At 51.2% G+C, this 25,503-nt stretch carries 32 protein-coding genes and 1 other RNA gene; 29 read left to right on the top strand and 4 right to left on the bottom strand.

Going from position 1 to position 25,503, the window contains the following annotated elements:
• Positions 1–33 precede the first annotated feature (33 nt).
• Positions 34–462, bottom strand: coding sequence for a DUF4275 family protein (locus M2298_RS25135; protein ID WP_280649219.1), 429 nt, complete (start codon positions 460–462; stop codon positions 34–36).
• A 290-nt stretch (positions 463–752) separates the two neighbouring features.
• Between M2298_RS25135 and M2298_RS25130 the strand changes: the two genes are divergently transcribed.
• From M2298_RS25130 to M2298_RS25095, 8 genes are all read left to right on the top strand, one after another.
• On the top strand, positions 753–1,337 hold the full coding sequence (locus tag M2298_RS25130) for a sulfurtransferase TusA family protein (protein WP_173598005.1): 585 nt from the start codon (positions 753–755) through the stop codon (positions 1,335–1,337).
• Between the two features lie 14 nt (positions 1,338–1,351).
• On the top strand, positions 1,352–2,503 hold the full coding sequence (locus M2298_RS25125) for an MBL fold metallo-hydrolase (RefSeq protein WP_242773335.1): 1,152 nt from the start codon (positions 1,352–1,354) through the stop codon (positions 2,501–2,503).
• A gap of 22 nt (positions 2,504–2,525) precedes the next feature.
• Entirely contained in the window at positions 2,526–2,750 is a 225-nt protein-coding gene (locus tag M2298_RS25120) for a sulfurtransferase TusA family protein (protein ID WP_122966055.1), read from the top strand.
• A 324-nt stretch (positions 2,751–3,074) separates the two neighbouring features.
• Positions 3,075–3,863 carry a sulfite exporter TauE/SafE family protein gene (locus M2298_RS25115; RefSeq protein ID WP_122966054.1) on the top strand — a complete coding sequence of 263 codons (789 nt, stop codon included), beginning with the start codon at positions 3,075–3,077 and terminating at the stop codon, positions 3,861–3,863.
• Positions 3,864–3,955: 92 nt separating this feature from the next.
• Entirely contained in the window at positions 3,956–4,438 is a 483-nt protein-coding gene (locus M2298_RS25110) for a DsrE/DsrF/DrsH-like family protein (RefSeq protein WP_122966053.1), read from the top strand.
• Positions 4,439–4,533: 95 nt separating this feature from the next.
• Positions 4,534–4,800, top strand: coding sequence for a metal-sensitive transcriptional regulator (locus M2298_RS25105; RefSeq protein WP_063230289.1), 267 nt, complete (start codon positions 4,534–4,536; stop codon positions 4,798–4,800).
• Between the two features lie 21 nt (positions 4,801–4,821).
• Positions 4,822–5,211: a rhodanese-like domain-containing protein gene (locus tag M2298_RS25100; RefSeq protein WP_063230290.1), complete on the top strand. Its 390-nt coding sequence runs from the start codon at positions 4,822–4,824 to the stop codon at positions 5,209–5,211.
• Positions 5,212–5,442: 231 nt separating this feature from the next.
• Positions 5,443–6,078 (top strand): NAD(P)-dependent oxidoreductase, encoded by a 636-nt coding sequence (locus M2298_RS25095; RefSeq protein ID WP_122966052.1) that lies wholly within the window; start codon positions 5,443–5,445, stop codon positions 6,076–6,078.
• A 91-nt stretch (positions 6,079–6,169) separates the two neighbouring features.
• Here M2298_RS25095 and M2298_RS25090 read toward each other — a convergent pair whose 3' ends face one another.
• Positions 6,170–6,478 carry a DUF4870 domain-containing protein gene (locus tag M2298_RS25090; protein WP_122966051.1) on the bottom strand — a complete coding sequence of 103 codons (309 nt, stop codon included), beginning with the start codon at positions 6,476–6,478 and terminating at the stop codon, positions 6,170–6,172.
• Between the two features lie 241 nt (positions 6,479–6,719).
• Here M2298_RS25090 and M2298_RS25085 point away from each other — a divergent pair, with 241 nt between their 5' ends.
• Both M2298_RS25085 and M2298_RS25080 read left to right on the top strand, forming a co-directional pair.
• Positions 6,720–7,307, top strand: coding sequence for a class I SAM-dependent methyltransferase (locus M2298_RS25085; protein ID WP_122966050.1), 588 nt, complete (start codon positions 6,720–6,722; stop codon positions 7,305–7,307).
• Between the two features lie 25 nt (positions 7,308–7,332).
• Positions 7,333–7,989, top strand: a complete 657-nt coding sequence (locus M2298_RS25080; protein ID WP_122966049.1) for a DedA family protein — start codon at positions 7,333–7,335, stop codon at positions 7,987–7,989.
• Between the two features lie 54 nt (positions 7,990–8,043).
• On the opposite strand, the gene M2298_RS25075 is transcribed toward M2298_RS25080, so the two are convergent.
• Positions 8,044–8,934 carry an EamA family transporter gene (locus M2298_RS25075; RefSeq protein WP_280649218.1) on the bottom strand — a complete coding sequence of 297 codons (891 nt, stop codon included), beginning with the start codon at positions 8,932–8,934 and terminating at the stop codon, positions 8,044–8,046.
• Between the two features lie 226 nt (positions 8,935–9,160).
• Between M2298_RS25075 and M2298_RS25070 the strand changes: the two genes are divergently transcribed.
• The 10 genes from M2298_RS25070 (at position 9,161) to M2298_RS25025 (ending at position 17,870) form a co-directional block, all read left to right on the top strand.
• Complete coding sequence (locus M2298_RS25070; RefSeq protein WP_173599722.1) at positions 9,161–10,939, top strand: HD domain-containing phosphohydrolase; 1,779 nt, start codon at positions 9,161–9,163, stop codon at positions 10,937–10,939.
• Positions 10,940–10,984: 45 nt separating this feature from the next.
• Positions 10,985–11,249: signal recognition particle sRNA large type (gene ffs, locus M2298_RS25065), an RNA gene on the top strand.
• Positions 11,250–11,498: 249 nt separating this feature from the next.
• Positions 11,499–12,929, top strand: coding sequence for a PAS domain-containing sensor histidine kinase (locus tag M2298_RS25060; protein WP_122966046.1), 1,431 nt, complete (start codon positions 11,499–11,501; stop codon positions 12,927–12,929).
• Between the two features lie 129 nt (positions 12,930–13,058).
• On the top strand, positions 13,059–14,783 hold the full coding sequence (gene dnaX, locus M2298_RS25055; RefSeq protein ID WP_122966045.1) for a DNA polymerase III subunit gamma/tau: 1,725 nt from the start codon (positions 13,059–13,061) through the stop codon (positions 14,781–14,783).
• Between the two features lie 40 nt (positions 14,784–14,823).
• Positions 14,824–15,135: a YbaB/EbfC family nucleoid-associated protein gene (locus tag M2298_RS25050; protein ID WP_063230366.1), complete on the top strand. Its 312-nt coding sequence runs from the start codon at positions 14,824–14,826 to the stop codon at positions 15,133–15,135.
• A gap of 28 nt (positions 15,136–15,163) precedes the next feature.
• Complete coding sequence (recR, locus tag M2298_RS25045; RefSeq protein ID WP_005830525.1) at positions 15,164–15,760, top strand: recombination mediator RecR; 597 nt, start codon at positions 15,164–15,166, stop codon at positions 15,758–15,760.
• Positions 15,761–15,827: 67 nt separating this feature from the next.
• Positions 15,828–16,322 carry an SRPBCC family protein gene (locus M2298_RS25040; RefSeq protein WP_173598007.1) on the top strand — a complete coding sequence of 165 codons (495 nt, stop codon included), beginning with the start codon at positions 15,828–15,830 and terminating at the stop codon, positions 16,320–16,322.
• Between the two features lie 50 nt (positions 16,323–16,372).
• Positions 16,373–17,347, top strand: coding sequence for a CPBP family intramembrane glutamic endopeptidase (locus tag M2298_RS25035; RefSeq protein WP_122966043.1), 975 nt, complete (start codon positions 16,373–16,375; stop codon positions 17,345–17,347).
• A gap of 13 nt (positions 17,348–17,360) precedes the next feature.
• Positions 17,361–17,591, top strand: coding sequence for a DUF2508 family protein (locus tag M2298_RS25030; RefSeq protein ID WP_280649217.1), 231 nt, complete (start codon positions 17,361–17,363; stop codon positions 17,589–17,591).
• Positions 17,592–17,603: 12 nt separating this feature from the next.
• The gene (locus tag M2298_RS25025; protein WP_063230302.1) at positions 17,604–17,870 is read left to right on the top strand and encodes a pro-sigmaK processing inhibitor BofA family protein; all 267 of its coding nucleotides are present in this window, start codon (positions 17,604–17,606) and stop codon (positions 17,868–17,870) included.
• A gap of 9 nt (positions 17,871–17,879) precedes the next feature.
• Here the strand turns inward: M2298_RS25025 and M2298_RS25020 are convergent, their stop codons facing one another.
• Positions 17,880–18,407 (bottom strand): hypothetical protein, encoded by a 528-nt coding sequence (locus M2298_RS25020; RefSeq protein WP_122966042.1) that lies wholly within the window; start codon positions 18,405–18,407, stop codon positions 17,880–17,882.
• Between the two features lie 235 nt (positions 18,408–18,642).
• Here M2298_RS25020 and M2298_RS25015 point away from each other — a divergent pair, with 235 nt between their 5' ends.
• The 9 genes from M2298_RS25015 to yabA all read left to right on the top strand — a co-directional run bounded on the left by M2298_RS25015 (position 18,643) and on the right by yabA (position 25,457).
• Positions 18,643–19,665: a hypothetical protein gene (locus tag M2298_RS25015; RefSeq protein WP_233454142.1), complete on the top strand. Its 1,023-nt coding sequence runs from the start codon at positions 18,643–18,645 to the stop codon at positions 19,663–19,665.
• 60 nt (positions 19,666–19,725) lie between these two features.
• Positions 19,726–19,908 (top strand): sigma factor G inhibitor Gin, encoded by a 183-nt coding sequence (locus tag M2298_RS25010; protein ID WP_005830511.1) that lies wholly within the window; start codon positions 19,726–19,728, stop codon positions 19,906–19,908.
• Positions 19,909–20,037: 129 nt separating this feature from the next.
• On the top strand, positions 20,038–21,510 hold the full coding sequence (locus tag M2298_RS25005) for an aminotransferase class I/II-fold pyridoxal phosphate-dependent enzyme (RefSeq protein WP_280649216.1): 1,473 nt from the start codon (positions 20,038–20,040) through the stop codon (positions 21,508–21,510).
• A gap of 47 nt (positions 21,511–21,557) precedes the next feature.
• Entirely contained in the window at positions 21,558–22,199 is a 642-nt protein-coding gene (gene tmk, locus M2298_RS25000; RefSeq protein ID WP_122966039.1) for a dTMP kinase, read from the top strand.
• 128 nt (positions 22,200–22,327) lie between these two features.
• On the top strand, positions 22,328–22,657 hold the full coding sequence (locus tag M2298_RS24995; protein WP_007719896.1) for a cyclic-di-AMP receptor: 330 nt from the start codon (positions 22,328–22,330) through the stop codon (positions 22,655–22,657).
• A gap of 137 nt (positions 22,658–22,794) precedes the next feature.
• Positions 22,795–23,241: a YaaR family protein gene (locus M2298_RS24990; protein ID WP_122966038.1), complete on the top strand. Its 447-nt coding sequence runs from the start codon at positions 22,795–22,797 to the stop codon at positions 23,239–23,241.
• 16 nt (positions 23,242–23,257) lie between these two features.
• A complete protein-coding gene (gene holB, locus M2298_RS24985) occupies positions 23,258–24,238 on the top strand; it encodes a DNA polymerase III subunit delta' (protein WP_063230308.1) in 981 nt (326 codons plus the stop codon).
• A 3-nt stretch (positions 24,239–24,241) separates the two neighbouring features.
• Positions 24,242–25,057, top strand: a complete 816-nt coding sequence (locus M2298_RS24980; RefSeq protein WP_063230309.1) for a PSP1 domain-containing protein — start codon at positions 24,242–24,244, stop codon at positions 25,055–25,057.
• A gap of 28 nt (positions 25,058–25,085) precedes the next feature.
• Positions 25,086–25,457: a DNA replication initiation control protein YabA gene (gene yabA / locus M2298_RS24975; RefSeq protein WP_122966037.1), complete on the top strand. Its 372-nt coding sequence runs from the start codon at positions 25,086–25,088 to the stop codon at positions 25,455–25,457.
• The last annotated feature ends 46 nt before the right edge of the window (positions 25,458–25,503 follow it).

The raw sequence follows: 25,503 nt of genomic DNA, 5'->3' as shown, positions 1-25,503 counted from the left end.
GACAGTGAGTTCAACACTGTCTTTTTTGCATCATCATCTCCTGCAAAAATAAGGCCCGCACCATTCCTTTTCATGAGTCCTCACATACGTCCACGTAAACTGCTTGTCGACGACATACACATCGCACTCCTCTGCCAAATCCTCTACAGATAGCTGCGACGGGCTTTCCATGATCCACACCTTGTTGGAAAGCTGATAGAACACATAACAAGACTCGCCGGACACCTGGCGAAAAGCTTGATCCGCTTCTTCCCGCTGAAGACAGTCCCGCATCCGATAGCTGAACAAGTGCCACAGATAGCCTTGGAAGCCGCCACGACGGTTCAGGTTAATCCTTTGCTTTTCTTCCTCAGACAAATGCGAGGCAAACTGATTCTCCCATTCTTTGCGCAAATAAGGCCCCCATATTTCCAATTCCGTTGCTTTTAGCTTCTTTTCCTTAATGCAGTCCGTCAGTTTCATCGTGTGCCTCCGTGGAAGTAACTTAAACATTTTTGCCGCTCTAAAAAGGGGACGACTAGACCACCTGCTTTGTCACACAAAGAGATTCACGTATAGCCAGCCGATATCCGCCGCATGCCAACCGCCAAACAACCTGGAAAGCAAAGCATCGACGAAGAAGAAGAAGTTCAATTTCCTGTTGACAAAGAGAAGCTCGCTACATACTATAATACCTATAGGGGTATACGTATAAAACAAAACACCGACCATCCCATTGCAATACATCGCAAATCTTTAGGAGGGAACACAACATGTCTGCGACACAACCGAGCTTTTCCGTTGATAAAATGTTGGACTGCAAAGGCTTGGCTTGCCCGATGCCTGTCGTTCGCACCAAAAAGGCGATGGAGCAACTCGCTCCCGGCCAGGTTCTGGAGGTGCAAGCGACTGACAAAGGCTCGCTGGCTGACATGAAAGGCTGGGCAAACAGCACAGGGCATCAGTATTTGGGCACCGTTCAGGAGGGAGAAGTCTTGAAGCATTTCCTTAGAAAAGCAAGCCAGCAGGAGACGAAGGCCGAGACGAAATATCCGCATACGATCACGAACGAAGAACTTCAAGCGAAGCTACAATCCGGCGAGCCGTTTACGCTTATCGATGTGCGGGAGCCTGCCGAATATGCCTTCGAGCGTATTTCTGTGGCCAAATCGATACCTATGGGGGTATTGGAGCAGCGATTGGCTGAGTTGCCGACCGATCGGGACATTTTTGTCATCTGCCGTTCCGGCAATCGCAGCGATCTCGCTTGCCGGCTGCTTGCCGACAAAGGCTTTTCACGAGTAAAAAACGTCGTGCCGGGTATGGCCCGCTGGGTTGGCCCGGTAGAAAAACAGTGAGGAGGAGATAAGCAATGAGCAACCAACAAGGAAAGGCACAAAAAATGTCGGCGCATGATTTGACTGAATTGCTGTTTGCCCAGGAGGAGCTGTTTATTCTTGATGTGCGCAACCAGGAGGATTACCAAGACTGGCGCATCGAAGGCCATCGGGTAGACTCCATCAATGTGCCGTACTTCGAGCTGATCGATGGAGTCGAGGCTGTCGTCGGGAAGCTTCCTGCCAGCCAAAAAATACTGGTCGTTTGCGCCAAGGAAGGCTCCTCGATTTTTGTAGCGGAGCAACTGGCGGATGCCGGACTTCATGACGTGTACTACCTCGAAGGCGGGATGAAGCAGTGGAGCGAGCATCTCGCGCCTGTCAAAGTGGGGGATTTGCGCGACGGCGGGGAAATTTATCAATTCGTCCGGATAGGCAAAGGCTGCTTGTCCTACATGATCGTCTCCGGTCAGGAAGCAGCTGTCGTTGACTCGGTGCGCATGACAGACGTGTACGAAGCTTTTGCCAAAGAGCATGGCTTGTCCATCAAACATACGATCGACACCCATTTGCATGCCGACCATATTTCCGGTGGCAGAAAGCTCGCCGAAAGCACAGGAGCTACTTACTGGCTGCCGGAAAAGGACGCGGAAGAAGTCGTTTTTGCCTACGAAAAGCTGGAGGAAGGAAAAAGCATTCAAGTCGGCAGCACGAGCATCTCCATTTTGCCGATCTATTCCCCGGGACATACGATTGGGAGTACGTCGTTGATTGTAGATGACACCTACTTTTTGACAGGCGACATTTTGTTTGTGGCATCGATCGGGCGGCCGGATTTGGCTGGCAAAGCGCAAGATTGGGTGGGAGACCTGCGTGACACCCTGTATAATCGTTATCAGGAGCTGTCAAAAGATCTCCTGGTACTGCCCGCGCATTTTGGCAGCTATGTGGAGCTGGGAACAAACGGCGTTGTCTCAGCACGTTTGGGCGATCTGTACCGCAACAATCCGGGGTTGAACATCGCCGATGAAGGCGACTTCAGACGCACGGTTACCGAGGAGCTGCCGCCGCAGCCAAACGCCTATCAGGAAATTCGTCAAGTAAACATGGGCAGATTGAAGCCTGATGAAGAAGAACAGCGCGAGATGGAAACGGGACCGAACCGTTGCGCGGTTCACGATAAATAAAATCAACAAGGGGGAAAACGACATGGCAGATGTTGTTGTGGATACAAAAGGTCTTGCTTGCCCGATGCCGATTGTCAAAGCGAAGAAAGCGCTGGATACGTTGCAGCCAGGACAGACCATGGAAGTGCTCTCTACCGATAAAGGGTCGCTCCATGATTTTACGGCATGGGTGAAGCAGTCGAAAAACGAACTGGTGTCTCATGAGTTGGAGAACGGCGTATACAAGTTCCTGGTGAAAAAGCTGTAAGAAAAAGACTAAGCGGGCACGATGCAGAAGTGTTCGCTTAGTCCTTATTTTCATATACAATGCGAACGCCGAGGTCGGGGTAGGTTTCTTCGCGAAAATGGCCGTTCGGGCAAATCTTTTCACAAAGCAAGTGGCTTCGCACAGAACGCAGAGGTTCTTTGCAGACAGGGCAGCGATGTTGAAAAATGGCTTTTAAATAACGAACCATTTAAATCACCTTAATCATAGTTATTTACTTGGTTTTTATTGTACCTGAAAAATGCGCATTTGAAAAGTGGCTACGGCATTCTTGTGCGATTTGGGCGGAGAATGCGGGGAGGGCATATGGACGTCTTGCTGTATTTACTCATGATTTCTCTAGGATTTGTCGGTTCCTTTTTCTCCGGGATGCTGGGGATTGGCGGAGCGATTATCAATTATCCATTGCTGCTGTTTGTTCCGGCAGGCCTTGGATTGGCTCATTTCTCCGCTCAGGAGGTGTCGTCGATCTCGATGTTCCAGGTCTTTTTTGCTTCGCTGTCAGGGGTAATCGCTTTTCGCAAGCGAAATGGCAAAGGGTCGCCCCTGGTGCATAAAGGACTGGTCAGAGATATGGGAATCGGCATCCTGGCAGGAAGTTTGTTGGGTGGCCTGGCTTCCAAATACATGTCTGGTGACAGCATCAACCTCGTTTACGGTATATTGGCTGTCGTAGCGGTCATTTTGATGCTGAAGAAAAACAAAGGGACTCAGGAGCAGGCAGCAGAGATCGTCTACAATCGGTTCGTCGCCATCCCGATCGCTTTTGTGGTAGGTGTTGTCTCCGGAATTGTCGGAGCGGGGGGTGCCTTCATCCTGATCCCGATCATGCTGACGATCCTCAAGATTCCTACGCGCGTCACGATTGCCTCGTCACTCGCTATCGTATTCATTTCCGCCATCGGTGGTGTCGCAGGCAAATTGTACGCGGGACATATTCCGCTGGTTCCGGTCCTGTTTACGGTCATTGGCAGTGTCCTGGGTGCGCCTTTGGGCAGTGTGGTCAGCGCCAAGATCGATGTCAAATATTTGCGGTACGGTCTGATTGTGCTGATCTGCGCTACGGCGATCAAAGTGTGGAGCGATATTTTGTAAGTGAGAAAAGAAGCATGGAGAGTCGAGAGCGGCTTCTTTTCGCTCATTTTTATACCTATAGGAGTAACAGTATTTAACGGGAGGGCTTAACGATGGAAAACCAGAAAGAGAAAACGACGATTGTTCTTTTCAGCGGCGATTTGGATAAAGCGATCGCGGCTTTTATCATAGCGAACGGGGCTGCTGCCTACGATCACGACGTCACGATCTTTTTTACCTTTTGGGGCTTGAACACGATGCGCAAGGACGAGATCGTCAAAGTCAAAAAAGGCTGGCTGGAGAAAATGTTTGGCTGGATGATGCCGAGAGGGGCGCAGAAGCTGGGGTTGTCCAAAATGAATATGCTGGGGATGGGCCCGGAAATGATCAAGCATGTCATGAAAAAGCACAATGCCCTGACGCTGCCCCAACTGATCGAGCTGGCGCAGGAGCAAGGAGTCAAGCTGGTTGCCTGCACGATGACGATGGATTTGCTGGGCTTGCAGCAGGAAGAATTGCTGGACGGAATGGAGTACGCGGGCGTGGCAGCCTACTTGGGCGATGCGACACAGGCGAAGGTGAACCTCTTTATTTAAGAGGTGAAAAGCAGACAGGCTTGCTTGACAAAGCCTGTCTTTTGCATAATATACCTGTATACGTATCCGCGATCCTAAAAACGGGAGGACTTCACATGGATTACAACTACGGTGACGATATTAAAAGACGTTTGCGAAAAATTGAAGGACAAATCCGTGGCGTGTTGAGAATGATGGACGAGCAAAAAAGCTGCAAAGAAGTAGTCGCCCAGCTATCTGCTGTCCGCAACGCGTCTGACAAGGCAATCGCGCAGATCGTAGCGGAGAATTTGCAGCGCTGTCTGTTGGAGGAGCAGGCACTCGGAGGCGACACAAGCAAGATGGTAAAAGAAGCGGTAGAGCTGTTGGTGAAAAGTCGCTAATTCACTAGGAAGGATGTTCAAATGGACTTCACGACGATTTTGCTTATTATTGTGTATGCATTGACAACTTGGTATTTGATTTCCCGCTTCATGCCTGTAAAAGGGCTGGAAAACCTGCGAGCCGAGCAATTCAAGGAGCGGGTGAATCAAAAAAGCAGGGTGATGCTGATTGACGTGCGCGAGCCACACGAGTTCAAGAAGGGTCATATTCCTACAGCCGTCAACATCCCTCTGTCCCAGTTGAACAGCCGGGTGAAGGAAGTTTCCCCGAAAAACGATATTTTGTTGTACTGCCGCAGCGGGATGCGCAGCAAGCAAGCGGCGAAAATCCTGAAAAAACACGGCTTTACGCAAATGGCGCACCTTCAGGGTGGACTGGTCACCTGGCAAGGACCGACCAAACAAAAGTAACGAAAAAGGAAACGAGCATCTGCGAGAGCGGGTGCTTTTTCATTTGCACAAAAAATACATGCTTGACAGATGACTTGGTTGTAACTAAAATGATTACAACAAGACGAGCAAGCCCAGGCCATTATTTTTTTGCAACCGATGTAACTTGTTTAGTTACAACTAAAGTGGCGGCCTATCATTCATAACCCGAGTTTTGGTGACTCAATCTAAATACATGGAGGGAATAGAACAATGAAAATCGCAATCGTAGGCGCAAGCGGCAAAGCAGGAAAATGGATCATGAAGGAAGCGTTGGATCGCGGCCATCAGGTGACAGCGGTTGTTCGTGACGCATCCAAAATCGACGAACCGAAAGCAGCTGTTCTGGAAAAAGACGTGTTCGCTCTGACAGCAGCCGATTTGAAAGACTTTGATGCAGTAGTCAATGCATTTGGCGCTCCTGCCGGAAAAGAACACCTGCACGTCGAGGCTGGCAACGTATTGATCGAAGCGATGAAGGGAGCACCTTCGACTCGTCTGCTTGTGGTAGGGGGAGCAGGGAGCTTGTTCGTAGACGAAGCGAAGACGACTCGTGTCATGGAAACTCCTGATTTTCCGGGAATCTACCTGGCAACAGCGCAAAACCAGGGAGAAAACTTGCGCATTTTGCAAGAAACGACGGGGATTCAATGGACCTTTATCAGTCCATCCGCTTTCTTTGATCCAGAAGGAGCCAGAACAGGCACTTATCAGCTTGGCAAAGATCATTTGCTCGTCAATGCAAGCGGACAAAGCTATGTCAGCTACGCGGACTACGCCATTGCCGTTCTTGATGAAATCGAAAATCCGCAACACCTCAACCAACGATTCACCGTTGGGTCCAACTAACAAAATAGAGTCAGGCATGCAGAAAAGACCAGCCATCCCGGATCGGGCGCGCTGGTCTTTTTTTGTGTGCGAAACGGCTGTCTCGCTGTCCTTATCTGACAATAGAGCCGATAATTGGGTAATGGAACGGTCGTCCTTGCAAGGAGTAGATGATCCCTTTGATCGGGTAGTAAAGCGCCATCAGGCCAAATACGATCAGGAACGGGATTCCGATCAGCACGAAAACGAAAAACCAGGAGATGCTGATGAGAATACTCATAAACAGATGGAACAGCAAGGCTTGGAGAGCCATATTTTTCGCCTCACGATCTTGCATCAGCAGCCAGACTACGATTGGCACTAAAAACGGTGCGAAGAATGCACTGGCGTGGGTAATTGCTTTTACACCTCTATAATCCATAGAATAGTCCTCCTCGTCGTGTATGACGAATGATGTTGTTGAAGCTATTGTAACGCACAAGCAGAGCTGTTCGTAACCATCAAAAGCGTGATCTCTTGCTCCGACTATAGACGGAGGTGTTTTGATTTCCAATCGTTTACTGTTATAGTATTAAGAAAATCTTTCGTTTTTGGAAAGATAATTCTAAATGTTTTTTGGATATGATGAATGATAAGCATACAACGAAGGGAGCGTTTGAAACATGATGATCGATTGTCATCATCCGGTTAGCATCAAGGATCGGTTGATGTTCTTCTACAACTTTTTACAGTCACCTGGGCAAGTAGGCAGCATCACACCTAGCTCCCGAGCGTTGGCAAAGCAAATGATGAATCCGATTGATTGGAGTCAGGCCAATACGATTGTGGAGCTGGGCGCGGGCACAGGTATTTTTACGACCTGGATTGAGCAGATGAAGCGACCGGAGGCCACACTGGTTTCCTTTGAAAAAGAGAGCAAGATGCGCCAAAGGCTGGAGACGCTTTTCCCTAACGCCCTTTTCCATGAGGATGCCGTCGATTTGACGCGTGTACTCGCCGATGCCGGCTTGGGCAAAGCGGACTGTATCGTGTCGGGGTTGCCTTTTGCCAACTTCCCGCAGGAGCTGCGCGATCAAATCATGGCAGAGGTTTACGCTGCGCTGAAGCCGGGCGGGGTATTTGTCGCCTTTCAATACTCTCTCCAAATGAAGAAGCAGCTGTCCACCGTCTTTGAAAACGTGACAGTAAAGCTGGTGCCTCTCAACCTTCCGCCGGCATTTGTGTATGTATGCCGCAAAGAGCGCGGGTAGCCTGCCCGTATAGGAGGATAACGTGATGATCGTGGATATGCTGACTGAATCAGTTGGTCAGTTTGGGTATTTTGCTCTTTTTTTCATGCTCTGGCTAGGAATTGTCGGTATGCCGATTCCTGACGAAGTGATTGTCCTGTCTGCGGGAGTATTGACCTCGCTCGGGATTTTGCATGTTTTTCCGGCTTTTGTCGCGACTTATCTGGGGGTTGTTTCCGGGCTGTCGCTAGGATATGTGCTGGGGAGATGGCTCGGTGCTCCGGCATTGAACTGGATTGGCAAGAAAAAAGGAATGAACAAGTACGTGGACCGGGCGCAGGCGCTGCTCGACCGTTATGGCAGCTACGCCTTGTGCATCAGCTACTTTTTGCCGGTCGTCCGACATGTGGTTCCGTATTTGGTCGGCATTGGCAAGATGACGTTTCGCCGCTACGCGCTGTTTTCCTACACGACCGGGCTTGTCTGGACACTGGTTCTGTTTTTTGCCGGGAATTTGATGGGCAACAATGTGGAGAATCTCAATGCATTTGTCGGGATGTTCAACCAGACGATGGTCGTCACCGCAGTGGGACTGGTCATACTGGCTGCCATCAGCTATTACGGGTATACGCTTTGGAAAAGGCAAAAGAGCGAGGCTTCAAGCGCGCGCTCGCTGACGGTCGAACGCGAAGGGAACGAATGAGAAAACCCATCCACTTGCAGAAAAAGGCTGCAAAGGATGGGTTTTTTGGCATGCTTAGCTGAGCGAAGACTTCAGGCGCTTGTGACGTTGGCGCAACCATTCCGGGAGGATCATGCCCAGCAGGATGACGACCACACCTGTCACTTGCAGCGCCGACACGGTTTCACCGAGAATGATGAACGACGAGAATACAGCCATCGGCAACTCGGCAGCTCCCAAAATCGCGGCCATTCCCGGCCCTGTATGCGGAACGCCGAAGTTGAAGAAAACAGTCGGAATGAAGATCCCGAAGAAAGCGAGCAGGAAGACGTAAGGGAACAATCCGTCCAAGAGTGCGCCGTTCCAGAGGAACACGGGCGTGTAAACCAGTCCAGCCAGCAAAAAGGAGCCGGTAGACATGCTCGCGCTGCGCACCCAAGGATTGAGGCCGATCGCCGCCTTGCCGCTAAACAGCAAAAACATGGTGTAAGAGACGGCAGACAGCAGGCCAAGCACGACACCCGCGATATGAAACTGGGCGATTCCGTCTGTTTCAAAAATTCCGCCGGCAAGCAATGTGCCGAACAGGAGCAGCACGAGCGAGAGCAGCGTAGGTTTGTCGGGCATCTGTTTCGTCATGATCGCCTCGGCCAAGACCCCCATCCAGGTGAACTGGAACAACAAGACGATGGCGATGGACGCCGGAATGAACCGGAGGGCATTGTAGTACAAAATCCCCGTCGAACCGATAGCCAGACCGACGCTGACTAAAAGCAGCAGTTGTTTTTTCCCCGGTTTTGTCCGCAAGAAAAAGAGAGCAGGTATCCAGGTGAGCACAAGCCCGAAGAACATTTGTCCGCCGATGACCTCTGCTGGCGAGTACCCCTGCCCGTAGGCAAGCTTGACAATCGTCGACAAAATCCCGTAGCTGCACGCTCCTAAAAATACGAGAAGGATATATTTCATTCATGTATCTCCTTACATATAAGTAAATGACCCTTAGCTAGGATAATATGTGCAGGACGACTTTGTCCATTTGTCCAGTGTAAAGAAAAGCGGCAAAAACCCCAAAATAAGGTTTACCATTGGTCCTAGCGCGGTAATAGGGAAAAGGACACGAAATAAGCATACCCAACAGCAGAAGGTATAGCTTTGACGAGCGCGATCAACCAGAGGAAAAGGGGGGAGGCTTGTGTTGTTGAAGTTGAAAGACCGATTGTTTGCGACCTTTTTATTGCTGAGTCTGTTCCCCATCCTGCTCATCTGCTTCCTGTTTTATCAGGAGGCGCAAAAGGCCGTTCTAGAGCAGTATGAGACGAGCATTGGGGGGCATCTTGATTCCGTTGACAGGCGGCTGAATACTTTGTTTCAAACGATCCAACACGATACGAATCAGTTGGCAAACGACCCGGTCTTGCGAATGACAATGCCCAAGTCTCTGGAGAATCGGTTGGACCCTCTCGCCAAAAGCGAGTGGACAGCTCATCAAAGCAAGATACGCGATGCTTTTGATCATTTTACTTACTTCCGCGACCTGATCGGCAACGTTCATTTTTTGCGCGATGATTCGCAAGTGATATCGTTGCGGAAAGAAGCAGGTTGGGACGAAAAGGAACGGCCGATATCGCTGCAAAAAGAGCCGTGGGGAAAAGGCGAGGGCCAAATCTGGCTGCTTAACCGTTCCGATGAAAAAGGCAATCCGAAAGCGTTATATTTTTCGCAGCGAGTTGAGGATGAAACCAAGCAATCGTCAGGACTTTTGCTGGTGGAGCTAAAGCTGGACGCACTGGCTAACTGGTTGAACAAAAGCTCGCTCCCCAAGTACAACAATCTGATGGTGGTCATGCCTTCCGGAAAAATCCTGATTCACCCGGATGCGGATCGGATCGGGATGAACGTATCCGCTACTCCTGACCAGGAGATTCTGAACAAGCACTTACTCGGTTTCGAGGAGGAAACGGTGTTTGCCGCCACAATCAACAGCGAGAGTGTCTATGCGTACCATCAGACTTCTGCGGCGAGCGGGATCACCTATCTGGAATGGTTGCCGGGCCAGGATATCGCCAATCGGCTGGACCGGATGAAGTTTATTTTATGGTGCACGATTTGTCTCGTCGTCATCTTCTCCGGCTATGTGGCTCACCGCATTTCCCGGTGGATTGCCAAGCCGATCTACACGTTGGTTGATGCCACTGACGCTTTGGTAAAAGGGGATTTTTCCATACGCGTACCGATTGAGGGCATGCAGGAAATCACGTTCCTGGAGAAAAAGTTCAACATGATGGCAGAACAAATGCAGTCTTTGATCGAAAGGGAGCGGGAATATTCCCAAAAGGGACTGGATCAGATTGTGCGCAGCTTTTATTTGGCGGTCGAAATGAAGGACCCGTACACAGCCGGCCACACGGAGCGAGTGACCCATTACGCCCTAATCATGTATGATCACATGACGGAAAAAGAACAACTGGAATTTACCCGTGATGACCTGCGCTATGCGGGCCTGATGCACGACATTGGCAAAGTGGCGATTCCTGATCATGTGTTGCTGAAAAATGGAAAGCTGACTTTCGACGAATACGAGTTTATGAAAAGGCACCCTTCGATCGGGGCAGACATCGTGGAGCAGATTGAAAGTCTGTCCCATGTCAGTCCGGGCGTACGGCATCATCATGAGCGGTGGGACGGGAAGGGCTATCCGCACCAGCTCCAGGGTGAAGAGATCCCGTTGATCGGACGGATACTGGCCGTTGCAGATACGTTTGATGCCATGACCTCTACGCGCTCTTACCGAAATGCCATGTCTGGCAAAGAGGCGTACGAGGAAATCATACGCTGCAAAGGTACGCAGTTTGACCCGGCAATCGTTGCTATTTTTCAAGAAGCGTATTTGAGTGGAGCGATTCAAGTGACACAATCAAAGGACAGTTGTGTCATTCTTGTCAAAGAAAAGACAGCTACCAGTATTGGATAGGTTTGCAGCTTGCTATCAGCCATTATCTTTGGTATTCTTATCGTACCGTGCTAGACGGGGAGGTTGCGGTGCCCTGTAACCTGCAATCCGCAATAGCAGGGTTGAATTCCTATCCTAGGTTTTCTTATGTGAGGCTGCCTTATGGCGGCGGTGTTGAGGAGCGGGTCCTGTGCAACGCGAACCCATGAACCTGGTCAGGTCCGGAAGGAAGCAGCCATAAGTGGATCATCGCGTGTGCCGCAGGGTAGCCTGCTCTGAGCTGCTACCATAAGTAACGCTTGGATGAGAATTATCGAAGATAGGTGCACGGTATCTATTTGAACGATCAATAGCATGTTTCCTTCGGGAAGCATGCTATTTTTAGTTTGTCCGCGATTTCTAATTTGCCGATCGATATATTTTTTGTTGTAATTTGACGATAACTAGCGAAACATTTCTCTGCTCATAAGTGCCTAAAAGGGCAGGTTTTGAGCACTTTTTCACGAAGTTTCATAATAGTTGAGAAATGCCATGGGTTTCTTTGCTCATGAAGTACGTCATAGGCCAGGAGGGACAAGCTGTGAGTGCACCTTTTTCGTTACATCTCGTTGGCTCGTCCGGACGATTGCAGCGGTTCATGCATCAACTGCCTACTGCCGTTTTATTGGTGAATCAATCGGGTAGTATCGTGGAAGTAAACGAACAACTGCTTCGTGTAACCGGATATTCACGCGATCAACTGATCAAGCAACCCATCTCCACTATTCTCCCTTATCAAGGCTCGATGGAACAACTGTACGAAGAGCTTTTGCAAAGAGAAGAAGAGTCGGGAGCAAATGTCGAAGTAGAGTGGCGTGATCAACAGGGGAAAAGCAGGAAGACGCCTGTGATGATACTGGTACAGCAAGCAGAGAATCCCTTGTATTTGGTTCATTTTTACCAATTGGCTAAAGAAACCGACCAGGTCTTGTCTCAGCGCCTTTTGACCAAGCTGACCTACGATACCAGTTTGGGTCTGTTTATTCTGGATGAACATTCGCGCATTATCGAGGCCAGCCAGACTGCCTGCAAGCTTTTGGGAATGGAGCGGCTCAATGTCATCAACAAACACGTCGATCACGTATTCAGCGGGATTCCCGAGCCGCATCGGCTGATCAAAAAAGAGCTGTTGGAAGGCGTGAAGCTGCAAAATGTCGCGACTTCCTGGACGAATGACAATCAGCGCTTCGAGTTGATCGTCGATGCCAATACGCTGCAGGACGAGTCGGGAAAAACAGTCGGCGCGTTCATTTTGTTCAAGGATATTACCAATCTGCGCTCGTTTGAGCAAAAAATCGAACGGAATGAGCGATTGGCGATGATCGGTCAAATTGCGGCGGGCACTGCTCACGAAATCCGCAATCCGTTGACCTCGATCAAAGGATTTTTGCAGATGTTCCTCAAATCATTCACCGACAGCGGGATGGATCGGGAAAAGACGTATACCGAAATCATGCTGACGGAAATCAATCGTATCAATTCCTTGGTCAGCGAGTTTTTGCTCCTGAGCAAGCCGCGCGATATACAGTACGCGATGGTTGACCTCAATACGGTTTTTGAAGAAATCATGCCAATCGTGGAGTCACAGGCGATTTTGTACGGGATTGACGTACGCTTCCCTTCGCGCGGAAAGCTGCCGATGGTTGTGGGCGATACGGAGTTGCTCAAGCAAGTGTTTATCAACATTTGCAAAAATGGCATTGAGGCGATGGGAGAGCAGGGAACGCTGCAAATTTCCCATCATCTTGACCAGGATGGAGACAAGATGAGCATCGATATCCACGACACAGGCCCCGGTGTTCCACTCTACATCATCGACAAAATTTTCGATCCGTTTTTTACGACGAAGGAAGAAGGGACAGGGCTTGGCTTGTCCGTCTGTCAAAAGATCATTCACGACATCGGCGGTCAAATTCGCGTATCGTCGAAAGGGTACGGAACGACCTTTCATATCATGCTGCCGTACCTGTAGCTGTCCCGGTTTGGATGAAGCGTCCCGCGCACTTGTGAACGGGGCGTTTTCTTTGTACGAACGGTGTCAATCGTGTATAATGAATAGGATATGGAAGAGGACTGTGCAGATGGGGAGTGTCACACGAACATGGCTTATACCGCGCTATACCGCGTATACCGGCCGCAGACGTTTCAGGATGTAGTCGGACAAGAACATGTGACGATAACCTTGCGTAATGCGTTACGCGAAAATAGGCTTTCTCATGCTTATTTGTTCAACGGTCCCCGAGGTACGGGAAAGACAAGTGCAGCCAAGATTATGGCCAAGGCAGTGAACTGCGAGCAGCCAATCGACGGCGAACCATGCAATCAATGCGATACATGCAAAGCGATATCCAATGGTTCTGTAACTGATGTACTGGAGATCGACGCCGCTTCCAACCGCGGGGTTGAGGAAATCCGGGACATTCGAGATAAGGTGAAGTTTGCTCCGAGCGATGTCAGGTACAAGGTGTACATCATTGACGAGGTGCATATGCTGACGACAGAGGCATTCAATGCCCTGTTGAAAACGCTTGAGGAGCCGCCTTCCCACGTCATCTTTATTTTGGCGACGACAGAGCCGCACAAGCTGCCCGCGACGATTATATCGCGTTGCCAACGCTTCGATTTTCACCGGATTCCGTTAAAAGTGATGGTCGATCTGCTTCAGCGGATTTGCCAGTCGCAGGGAGTCCAGGTCGAGGAGCAGGCGCTTCAACTGGTTGCCAAAATGGCGGAGGGCGGGGCGCGCGATGCGCTGAGCTTGCTGGATCAGGCAATCAGCTACAGCAAGGATGAGGTTCGTGCCAGCGATATTATGCAGATCACGGGTACGGTCGCCCAATCGTATTTTTCCGTCCTGGCAAGACATATCGCCGAAAACGATGTGGCACAAGTGATGGAGCAATTTGATCGGGTAATGGTTCAGGGAAAAGACCCTGAGCAGTTCCTGCACGATTTTCTCTACTACTACCGCGACATGCTGCTGTTGAAGACAGCCCCTCAACTGGAGGAGATCGTGGAACGCACCATGATTGACGACCAGTTCCAGGAGGTCGCCAAGCTTTACTCCTTGCCGGCTTTGTATGCCGCGATCGAGACGTGCAACCAGTCGCTTTCCCAGTTGAAATGGTCGACGTATGCGAGAGTGCTGGTGGAGCTGACACTGGTGAAAATGTGCCAGTCAAGCGCTGCAAGCTCTCCAAACACCCAGACTACAGCAGGCGGTGGTGGAGCAGCGGCAGCAAGCAGTGAGGAATGGACAGCTATGGCTGCCCGTCTGAACGCTCTGGAGGAGAGGCTGAGCCAGGTACTGCAAGGGCAAATCAGTCTGCCAGGCCAGCAAAAGACCGAAGAGCCGCGCAAAAGCGAGCCAAGGCGCGTGGTTGCGGCAGCCGCAGGCGGTGGTTCACGGACGTCGATGAATCGCGTCAGGGAAGTAGCCAAGGCGCTTGATGAAAACTTGACCAGACAGGTTCGGGGACAGTGGAGCCAGATTTTAAATGAATTGAAAAAGGTCAAAATACAGTATCAGGCGTGGCTGGTGAACGGTCAGCCTGTAGCCGCCGGAAACGATGCTGTTATCGTCACTTTTACAAGCGCCATCCATTGTGATAAAACGATGGAGCCGGAGTTGAAAGGTGTAGTGGAGCGGGTCATGTCTACTGTGCTGGGAAGACCTTTGCAACTGTTGTCTGTCATGGAAGAAGAGTGGCAAAGCGTCGATCAGCAGACCGCACAAAAGGACGATCCGGGCGGGGAGCAGGAAGACCCGTTTCTGGCAGAGGCGATCAAGCTTGTAGGTGAAGGACTTATAGAAGTAAAAGACTAGCAGTCAAAACCAAAACAGGGAGGACACCTCAATGAAAAACATGCAGCAAATGCAACAAATGATGAAGCAAGTGAAGAAAATGCAGGAAGAAATGCAAAAAACGCAAGAAGCTTTGAAAGATAGAATCGTGGAAGGCTCTGCTGGCGGCGGCGCGGTTGTCGTCAAAGCTGACGGACACAAGCAAGTACGAGACATCGTAATCAAGCCAGAAGTGGTTGATCCGGAAGACGTGGAAATGCTGCAAGACCTGGTGCTGACAGCGGTAAACGACGCGCTGCGCAAGGCAGACGAAATGATGGGCAAAGAAATGGGCAAATTCACCGGAGGCATGAACATCCCGGGCCTGTTCTAAAATCGGGCAGGAAAAGAGGAATTACGCGATGTTCTATCCAGAACCGGTTTCCAAGCTGATCGAAGGTTTTATGAAACTGCCCGGCATTGGTCCGAAGACCGCTGGGCGGCTTGCCTTTTTTGTACTGAACATGAAAGAGGACGACGTGCTTGATCTGGCAAAAGCGTTGGTCAACGCAAAGCGCCAGCTTCATTACTGCTCCGTCTGCAACAATATTACCGACCTTGATCCGTGCCATATTTGCCGGGACAAGCGTCGGGATGGCTCGATCATTTGCGTGGTTCAAGAACCGCGCGATGTCGTCGCGATGGAAAAGACGAAAGAGTTCGAAGGCTACTATCACGTGTTGCACGGTGCTATCTCGCCAATGGACGGGATCGGGCCGGAAGATATCCGCATTCCTGACCTGCTCAAGCGCCTTGGCGATGAACAGGTGAAGGAAGTCATCCTGGCGACCAACCCGAACATCGAAGGGGAAGCGACCGCCATGTACATATCTCGTTTGATCAAACCGTTTGGCATTCGCGTGACGCGCATTGCTCACGGCTTGCCAGTGGGCGGAGATTTGGAGTATGCGGACGAAGTGACCTTGAGCAAAGCGTTGGAAGGCAGACGCGATCTATAGAGCGAAAAAGAAGACGGGGGAAATGCCTGTCTTTTTTTTCGTTTAAGAGACAAGAGGGGGAGCAAGGATGCCCGTCATTCGCATGGAGTTTACGATTCAGGCACCGCAACAGATTTGTTTTGATGCGGCGAGAAGCATTGATTTACATATGGAGTCCACCGCGCGTACACGCGAAAAGGCGATTGGCGGAGTGACCAGCGGTTTGATCAAGCTGGGAGAGTCGGTTACATGGGAAGCCGTTCATTTTGGCATCAAGCAAAATTTGACCGCCAAGATTACCGAGATGGAAGAACCGCGCTATTTTGTCGATGAGATGGTGCAGGGCGCGTTTAAACGTTTCCGACATACGCATGAGTTTGTCGTGCTCGGGGAACATTCGACAAAAATGCTGGACATTTTCGACTATTCTTCTCCTTTTGGCATCGTGGGAAAGGTGTTTGACTGGTTGGTACTGGAAGCGTACATGACTCGCTTTTTGCGGACACGAAATGAATACATCAAAGAGGTTGCCGAGGCGAAGGCGCAGGAGTTGCAGCACATCGCAAAGAAATCGCAGGAGTGACGGACTTTTTTTCGTGGACGAGACATAGAGTGAAGTAGGAGTGTGAGGAAATGCTGACAGGACCAGGACTGTCGCTTGCGAGTTGGGCTGGGCGACAAAAGTCCACTCCGTGGGCGATCATGCTATTCATCGGGTATTGGCTGATGTTTGCGGCCGAGTTTTCCATGATTCGGTTTCATCTCGGGGAGGACGGAAAGTGGGTTGCTTCTACTACAGATGTGCCCGAGGCGTGGATGGGATTGGTCGTCTTCGCAGTGGCAGCGCTTAGCCTCGTCGGAGCGATCGGTTATATGTACAGTCTCACCCGCGAGAGCAAGCAGACTTTGTGGTTATGGGGAAATCACGAGCTGACAGGCAATGATGTGGTGCACATCGTGGCGTGGATGCACGTATTCCAAACCATTGTGCTGGTTGTGTACGGGCTGGTGCTGGAGGACACGCTGTTTGCGGTAGGGACGGTTGCAGGCACGCTGGAATCGGCTGTCTTTCAATTGTTTCTGCTGATCCTGATCCCGCTCTGGTTTCGCGGCAGGCTAGGGGAAATCGGGGTACGTCGTCCTGTCCGGATCAAGCAGATGCTCGTCTTGCTGCTGTTGCTCTTTTTATTGATTGCACTGCTTTTGGACGTGGTGGTGACCAATCCGATAGCCGATTGGTTTGGGCTTTCCTTGTCATCGGAGCGAGAGCAGCAAATCGAAAAAGAGATTGTGACGGCAAAAGATACGGATATGCTCGCGGCGGTGGCATCGCTTGTGGTCATTGGGATCATGGTTCCGATTGCGGAGGAGATTCTGTTTCGGGGCGTGATTCAGACTTATCTGGTTCGGCGCATAGGTGCCGTGGCCGGGATTATTCTCAGCAGTCTCTGGTTCGCCCTTTTGCATATTGATGTGGCATTGTTTGCGCCTCTGTTCGTCATCGGATTGGGTCTGGGGTTTGTGCGACACCGTTACCAATCCATCTGGGGAGCGGTTGTGCTGCATGCGGTCAATAACATGATGGGGGTTTTGTACTACTTTAACTGAGGAGGATTTGCAGGTGAGCAGGTGGGGAAAAAAAGAACGGGTTGTCATCGACTGGGATGCCGAGAGTCTGGATGTAGCGGTAAATCAGGTTCGTGAGGATTGGCAGCACGCCCGCCATCTTGTCGAAATCAGCGAGCCGGATGGCGGTCTGGAGGATGTCATCTATTATCTGCACGTTACCGAAAAGCGGTACATGTACTTGCTGGCGCAGGCAAAACGAGAGCGCCATCGCAAGCACGCGTAGGAGGGGGCGTTCATGGCTACGGGATGGATCATTGCGCTGATTATTGTCGGGATTTTGCTTTTGACAGCGGCAAGCAAGTCAGTGGCTACTCCCATCAGGTGGATTGGTTTTGGCGTCATGCAAGTCGTCATTGGTGCCATTCTTTTGTTTTTTACCAATCTGGTTGGCGAGCTGGCCAGTTTCCATATTCCGATCAACCCGGTCACAGCTTTGGTCGCCGGATTTCTCCGCCTGCCAGGACTCGCTGCGCTGATTGTCATCAAGCTATGGATCATGTGAACGGATTGATCAACCGTCTGTCTTCAAAAAGGCAACTCCGCGATTCTCGTATTTAACCCGGCTCCAGCCAGGCTGACGCAACGAGGCGATCAAGGCGATCAGGCGCGGCAGTGATACGACGGCCACGCCGCCGAGCAACGTAAGTCCATAGCCCGCCGACAGCCAGACGAATGCTCCCGCAGCCAGGAGTGCGGTGCCGACCAATACGGTACTTTCGCTGGCTCGATAAACAGATAACGGAACGGGAAGCACGTAGCCAGCCCCCCACCATGGTGAGACGAGCATGTCAGCGGTTGTCTGAGGTTTTTGCGAGCGCAGCTGGGCGTAGAGCCGAAAAATGATCAAATGGCAGATCGGTATGACAGGCAGGATCGCCAATGTGACGACAAGCGAGGCCACAGGTACTTGCAACAGCATGGAGCTGCCGATCAGGGACAGGCCAATCAGCAAAAGCTGAAGCAAATAGCCGATAAGTCCCCAGCGAAATCGGTAAAGCAGCTTGTAGCTGTAGATCGTATGTTGGGCTTGTCCCTTCATAGAAGTCACATCCTTCGCAGTTCTTTGTCTATTATCGCACAGTCTCCAAGCGGGAGAAAGTTGCACCTTATGCAAAAAAGCCGTTGGTCCGCGCCAAGACTGACGGCTTTTTCGCATGTCCGGCTGGCGGCGATTGTTGCGAAAATGTGATGGACTTGCGGTTTATGGGCAACGATAAAAAGGAACGAAATGGAATCGGCATAAGACTTTTGCCCAAGAAAGCGGGGGAGGAGATGTGCGAGAGCAGCGAATGACGTTATGGGCCGCGTCCGAACAAATCGTGCGCAGCTTGGGCGGTTCTCTGCGCGAATGCGGGATCGATTTGGCATCTGAGCAAACAGGACTTCCGCCAGAAGGCGTCGACGGATTTCTTGTAACCGGGCATGACGATTACAACAAGCTGCGGGCAGCGGATAGAACAAGCATGCGTCAGCAAAACGATGCGGACCTGTTGGTGATATACGGGGATGAGGCGCCATATGCCTGGGCGGATGAGTTGGCGTTGTCGAGCGAGGCTGGTGATGATGCGAGGAAATGGGAAGTAATCCGCTTGGCATTGTGGTCGGGCAACGAGCGCGCTTTGATCGGGGGAAATCCGTCCGGCAAGTATATGCGCCTGGTTTGCCGACTGCTTGCCGAATACGGCAAAGTGTCCATGATTTGCGGCCGCCGGGAAGTAGATGAAGCGATTCGTCAGCTGCCGCGTTATTTGGCGTGGAAAGAACGCTTTTATTGGGAGCTGGGCGAGTGGTGCGATACCCGGCAAGTCTCGCTCAGGCAAGTGTCGCGAGCTTTAGGTTTGGATACGCGGATCGGGCAGGGCTGGCTTTTTGCGGAGCGTCGGGATCACTCGCATGTTTGCAAATGGCTTGAGCGGGAATGCCAGCTCGTTCTGGAAAAGGCGAAGATCAGGCGAGTAGCACTGATCGGTTCAAACGCTTTGTGGGACAAGATGCCCCAAGGCTGGCTGGCGAAAATGGACGTAGCTGTCTACACCGGAGCGGACGGGCAATATCCGAACGAGGTACACCCCGACTGGCTGCACGGCGATTCGTGGAACGCCGTATTGCAGGATGCCGATTTGCTGGTGATCGGAGACAGGCTCGGTATTGTGGACGAGCTTTCCCTGCAAGAAGTGGCGAAGGTGATGCGCCAGTCGTTGGTCGTGGACGCGGCATCCTGTTTTCCAACCCAGGAAGCCCAGCTTTTTTTCAAAGGTTACCGAGCTATCGGCGAAAAGACGAACGTTTGGGAATGATGCGGATTATAATGGGGTATAATGGTTGGTAGATTGAGGAAAAGGGCAGGCGTTTGCACTATGGAAAAAGTTGCTCAGCGATGTATCGTCTGTGAACAGGAGCAGAACGACGGGATCGCCATTTGTGAGCAGTTTATTTGTCAAAAATGCGAACAGGAAATGGTAAATACCGACGTCCAGGACGAAAAGTATCCGTTCTTTATCCACCAGATGAGACGAATTTGGCTGCGAAAAGATGCGTGACGGAAAAAGGCATCGGCATCCCCGGTGTCTTTTTTCATTTGCCAAAAAGCTTGGCGAATTTCCGTTTTCCTCATGTCAAATCATGCTAAAATAATGGGTAATATTCATGACAAAGGACGTGAGTCGCGCGTGCTTATGAGAGATGCTGAATTTCGGGAGCGACAAAAGCGTGCGCCCCTGTATGAACAGCTGGAACGGCACGCCAAGCATCGCCCGCATCCGTTTCATGTGCCTGGGCACAAAATGGGCCACAGCTTTGACAGCCACGCCAAACATCGTTTTCAATCCGTATTGGAGCTTGATTTGACTGAAATTAGCGGGACCGATGATTTGCACCAGCCTCAAGGCGTGATTGCGGAAGCACAGTCTTTGGCTGCGGAAGCTTTCGGTGCGGAAGAGTCGAAGTTTTTGATTGGCGGCAGCACAGTCGGGAATCTTGCCCTGATCATGACGGTATGCCGACCGGGTGACAAAATTCTCGTGCAGCGAAATTGCCATAAATCGGTTTATCACGGGATCATCATGGCCAGAGCGGAGCCGATTTTTCTGGTGCCTGCCGTGGATTTGGCAACAGGTGTTGCCGCCGGGGTCAGGCGCGAGGATGTCGAGCGTGCCCTGCAGACACATCCGGATGCCAAGGCAGTCTTTTTGACGAATCCCACCTATTACGGCATGGGCATCGACTTGGCGAAAATGGCGGCTACGGTGCATCGGCACGACATTCCGCTTTTGATTGACGAGGCGCATGGTGCCCACTTTGGCTTTCATCCGGCTTTTCCTCGCTCGGCGATGCAGTCGGGTGCGGACGCTGCCGTACAATCCACACATAAAATGGCTTCGGCCATGACGATGTCCTCCATGCTGCATCTGCAAGGCGGGCGAATAGACAGGGAACGATTGTATCGGCATCTAGCCATGCTCCAGTCGTCCAGCCCTTCGTACATACTGATGGCTTCGCTCGATCTGGCCCGGCGTCACCTGGCGCTTGAAGCTTGTGAAGAATGGGAGCGACTGCTGCCGCTACTGGACAAGCTCCGGGAGAGAACAGGCAAGCTGGAATGGCTGGAATGGCCGCAGCTTTCTGCGAACTGCGTATATGCGACGTTTGATCCTTTGAAGCTGTTTTTGCACTTGCGCACGGGACAGACGAGCGGATTTGCGTTGCAGGAATTAATGGAAAGACATGGAATCTTTCCAGAGTTGGCTGATGATTCTCACGTACTGCTGGCAGCATCGGCAGGAACGACTCATAAAGACTTGGAAGCCTTGGCCCGGTTGCTGGAATCGCTCTCGCCCCAGGTCGAAGCGGAAGCGGAGCGGATTCTTTTGCACGGCGTTGTCTCCTCGCACTATTTGCGCAAGCAGGCTGTGCCGATGCACGAAGCGGTTGACCGCCCGCGGGAGACGATTCCGCTCGAACAGGCAACGGGACGAATCGTGGCCGAGATGGTCATTCCTTATCCTCCAGGTATTCCGGTACTCGTTCCGGGTGAGCGAATGGATGAGGAAGGATTGGAAATGCTCGCCGAGTTGCGGCGGGGGCGCACTAGCTTTCACGGGGTGCAGGACGATCGTTTGCATACCATCCAGGTGTTGCGTTAGTTACAGATAGGAAGCAAGTGGCCTGCTACAACAGGTGCGGAAGGAGCATGCAAGTGACAACAGGAACAAAAGGCCGTTTTATTACTGTCGAAGGTGGCGAAGGGGCGGGCAAATCGACTGTCATCGCCAAGCTGTACGAGGAATTGCAGGCACGTGGCGTGGACGTGCTGTTGACGCGCGAGCCGGGCGGTATCGATATTGCCGAGAAAATCCGCGAGATCATCCTGAATCCGGCGCATACGCAAATGGACGAGAGAACGGAAGCATTGCTGTACGCCGCAGCGAGACGCCAGCATTTGGCTGAAAAAGTGTTGCCTGCCTTGCAAGCCGGCAAGCTCGTACTTTGCGATCGCTTTATCGACAGCAGTCTTGCTTATCAAGGCCATGCAAGAGGGCTTGGCATAGAGGCAGTCTATGAGATCAACCGCTTCGCCGTCGGTGACTGCATGCCGGAACTGACGCTGTTTTTCGATATACGTCCCGAGGTTGGACTGGCGAGAATCAACAAGGCGCGCGGCAGAGAAGTCAATCGGCTCGATCTGGAAGGGATCCGCTTCCACCAGCTGGTAAGAGAAGGGTATCAGCTTGTCATGGAAAAAGACCCCGATCGCTTCGTCGTTATTGATGCCGAGCAGCCGATGGAGCAGGTGTACGAATCGGCATTGCGCGTATTGCTGGACAGATTGTAAGGTTCGCAGTACCGCATGTACAGGTACATACTGTATAATATGTTTAGGCGAAATAGCGTACCAAGCCTACATGATTTTCATACAATAAAGCACGTGCGGGATAATTCTTGCGGAAAGGGTGATAGCCGATGAAAATGGTAGTTGCGGTCGTCCAGGACAAAGATAGTGGTCGTCTGTCTCAACAACTGGTAAAGAAAGGGTTTCGCGCGACGAAGCTCGCCAGTACCGGCAGTTTTTTGCGAGCTGGCAACACAACGTTTTTGATCGGTACGTCTGACGAAAGCGTGCCGGAAGTAATCGACATCATTGCACACAACTGCAAATCCCGCAAGCAAATGGTCACTCCTGTTTCCCCTCTCAGCAATGCAGTGGATTCGTTCATGCCTTACCCGCTGGAAGTACAGGTAGGCGGAGCCGCCGTGTTTGTACTGGATGTAGGAGAGTTCCACTCTTTTTGACATATGATGCGCAAAAGTGAAGAGCATCCTCATTCTCATCTGCAGGTTAGTTCATGCTCTCTTTTTTCGCCGCTTTCGTTTATACTTGATGTAACGGGGGGTTTATCCCCTACTGATCGGGCCTGTGGGGTGGCGAGATGAAAATCGGCGATGGGCTTAGACCTAAGCTGGACATGATAAAAACGGCAGATTCACGTAGAAATCCTCAGCTCGAAAAGCTGAATTTTGGCACGATGGTGCAAGGAGAAGACGAGCGCATGTCCCAGGAGCTGATCAATCGGCTGCTCGGCGACATCGACAGGATGGGGCAAGTTCTTGCCAGATCGCGCTCTGTTCGCGATTTTTATGCATATAAAAACCTCGTCAAGCAATTCATGGAGGAAGCCGTCAAATACGGGGTTGCCCTGGATGACAGACGAGGAATCAATCGGCGAGGCCGCAGCAGGCTGTACAAAATCGTCAAGCAGGTCGATGAGGAGCTTTTGCGTCTGACAGATGAGCTTTTGAGCGACCAGGCGCCGACGATTGATTTGTTGGCCCGGATTGGCGAAATCCGCGGCATGCTGATCAACTTGTATTTTTAGTGGGTGTGAAACCATTATGACATGGACCCGTTTTTCCCAGCAGCCGAGAGCTTCCGAGCTGCTGTATCATAGCCTGCTCAACAACAGATTGGCACACGCCTATTTATTGGCTGGTCCCAAAGGAGCGGGTAAAAAGCAGATGGCCCTGCATCTGGCGAAGTCCCTTTTTTGTCCGGAAAGGGAAGCGGACGCCTGCGGGGCCTGTCTTACATGCAGGCGGATTGAAGGGGGAAACCACCCCGACGTCCTGTTTATTACACCTGATGGAGCTTCTATTAAAATCGACCAGATTCGCGCGCTGCAAAAAGAAATGGCCATGCGCGCGGTAGAGTCCAAGCACAAGGTGTACATCATCGAACACGTCGACAAAATGACGACGCAAGCTTCCAACAGCCTGCTGAAGTTTTTGGAGGAACCGCCCGCTGGTGTACTGGCCTTGCTTCTGACGGAACATAGCCACTCGATCCTCCCGACGATTTTATCCCGGTGCCAAATCGTGCAATTCTCTCCACTTTCTGCCGAAGCCATTGCGGCACAGCTGCGGTCAGACGGCATTTCTGCCGGGATGGCGCAGATTGCCTCCCACATTACGACAAATGTGGAAGAGGCCAAGGCACTCAGCCAATCAGAATCGTTTGCACAGCTAAGAAATCTAGTGATACAATTGAGCCATGAGTGCAAACAGCGTAATTCGTCTGCGCTCTTCACCATCCATGATATGTTGCAAAAGAGCGACAAAATCAAAGAGGAACTACCCCTCTTTTTAGATTTGCTCATCCTTTGGCTGCGCGATATCCTGTATGTGCAAGTAGGCAGGCATGCCCATCTCATTAACAGCGACCAACAGGATGTGCTGCAAGGACAAGCACTGGTATGGACAAAAGCTGAGCTCTTGCACGGGATAGATTTGGTCATGGATACGAAAAATCGGATAGAGCGAAACGCCAACGCACAGTTGGCTCTTGAGCGGTTGGTTCTTCAATTCCAGGAGGGATAACCCTTGTATGAGGTTGTTGGGGTCCGTTTTAAAAAAGCGGGCAAAATATATTACTTCGACCCTGACCGACTGCCGATAGAGAAAGATTGCACTGTAATCGTCGAAACGGCGAGAGGGGTCGAATATGGCAAGGTCGTCATCGGCAAAAAGGAAGTCGCTGAGTCCGATGTGGTGCTGCCGTTGAAAAAGGTCATTCGCATGGCTGACGATAAAGACGCTAAGCAGGTTGATGAAAACAAGCAAGCTGCGAAAAACGCCTTTTCCGTGTGCCAGACGAAGATCAAGGAGCACAAGCTCGATATGAAGCTGGTCGATGTGGAATACACATTTGACCGCAACAAGATCATTTTTTATTTTACCGCTGACGGCAGGGTTGATTTCCGCGAGCTGGTAAAAGACCTCGCTTCCGTGTTTCGCACCCGCATTGAACTGCGTCAGATTGGCGTGCGCGACGAAGCAAAAATGCTTGGCGGCATTGGTCCCTGTGGCAGGCTGCTGTGCTGTTCGACATTCCTCGGCGATTTCGAGCCAGTTTCGATCAAAATGGCCAAGGATCAAAACCTTTCGTTGAATCCAGCAAAAATCTCCGGTCTGTGCGGCCGTTTGATGTGCTGTTTAAAATACGAGAATGACAACTACGAAAGCACGCGTGATGAAATGCCGGATGTCGGCAAGGTGGTCACTACCCCGATGGGAAATGGACGAGTCGTTTCTGTTAACGTACTGGATCAGTCCGTTCAGGTGGAGCTTTCGATCGACAAACGCATCACGGAATTTGGATTGGATGAGATTGCGATAGGGCTCCCCACCTATGAATAAAGTGTGGGGGTAGGGGAGAGGTGAGCTAGTGGACAAACGGGAAATCTTCGTCAAGATGGCGAGCATTGAAGAACGAATTGGGGACCTGTACAAAGAGATCGGTGAGTTGAAAGACGTCATCGTTGTTTTGATGGAGGAAAATGCCCAATTACTCGTTGAAAACCAGCATCTTCGCAACCGACTGGACAAGAAAAAGACTGGCTCCCAGGCAAAACAAAAAGGAACAAGCATTGTTGCCAAGGAGAAAGCCAAAAAGGCCGTGGTCGGGGAAGGGTATGACAACCTTGCTCGTCTGTATGCGGAAGGGTTTCATATCTGCAATGTGCATTTCGGCAGTTTGCGTAAAGAAGGGGATTGCCTGTTCTGTCTCTCGTTTTTGAGCGGCGGCCCTCAAAAATAAAGGTGACGAGCGATCACCGTATGGAGAAAGCGACCTGTGCCACGTG

The sequence above is a fragment of the Brevibacillus sp. 1238 genome (assembly GCF_029892995.1).
In the GTDB taxonomy this organism is placed as follows: Bacteria; Bacillota; Bacilli; order Brevibacillales; family Brevibacillaceae; genus Brevibacillus; species Brevibacillus parabrevis.
The sequence above is the reverse complement of the archived record's forward strand: the minus strand, read 5'-3'. Positions and strand labels throughout refer to the sequence as shown.